1 protein-coding gene is annotated in these 523 nt (G+C 65.8%); it reads left to right on the top strand.

Annotated features, from left to right (window positions below; translation table 11 throughout):
• Positions 1–75: 75 nt before the first annotated feature.
• Positions 76–523, top strand: a 448-nt coding sequence (locus RCF13_RS02115; RefSeq protein WP_308140782.1) for a DUF3158 family protein, incomplete at its 3' end; no start/stop codon positions are given.

The raw sequence follows: 523 nt of genomic DNA, 5'->3' as shown, positions 1-523 counted from the left end.
AGCCGTAGGTGCCGACGCTGCGCCAGTGCCCTCCGCGCCCACCGGGGATGCCGAGAACGCCGAGGACGCGCCAGCATGACGGAACCCAGCCTGGGGCAGCACGCCCATTTCCGTCCGCTGGAACAGGCGGACTTCATCAAGCTGGAACAGGCAGCCTATCTAAAAGGCCTTTTAAGACCTTTTAAAGGTAAGGGGCCTCTCGACGACTGGGCCAGCCAATGCCACGCGCAAAGGGACCAACTCATCGCCCTGGCGCAACGGCGCGTGCTGCGGCAAGCCACCGGGCATCCCTTTCACCTGCTGCCCGCGGAACTGGCCCAGCAGAAGACTGGCGCAGGCACGACCTTTCTGCGCTGGCGCAGGCCAGACCGCTCCGCCATGGGCGTGGCGCTGTGGCAGGAACTCATCGCCAGACCCGCCACGCCGGTCAACCTGCTGGCCGACCTGTATGCGTTGGAGCAGCAGCGCATCGTGCTGAACATGCAGATCAGCCTGCTGCACACGCTCGGTCGCCAGGCTCAGG

Origin of the sequence: Stenotrophomonas maltophilia group sp. RNC7 (assembly GCF_030910085.1) — a bacterium.
In the GTDB taxonomy this organism is placed as follows: Bacteria; Pseudomonadota; Gammaproteobacteria; order Xanthomonadales; family Xanthomonadaceae; genus Stenotrophomonas; species Stenotrophomonas sepilia.
Note: the sequence above shows the minus strand (reverse complement) of the source record. Positions and strands in the feature narration are given on the sequence as shown.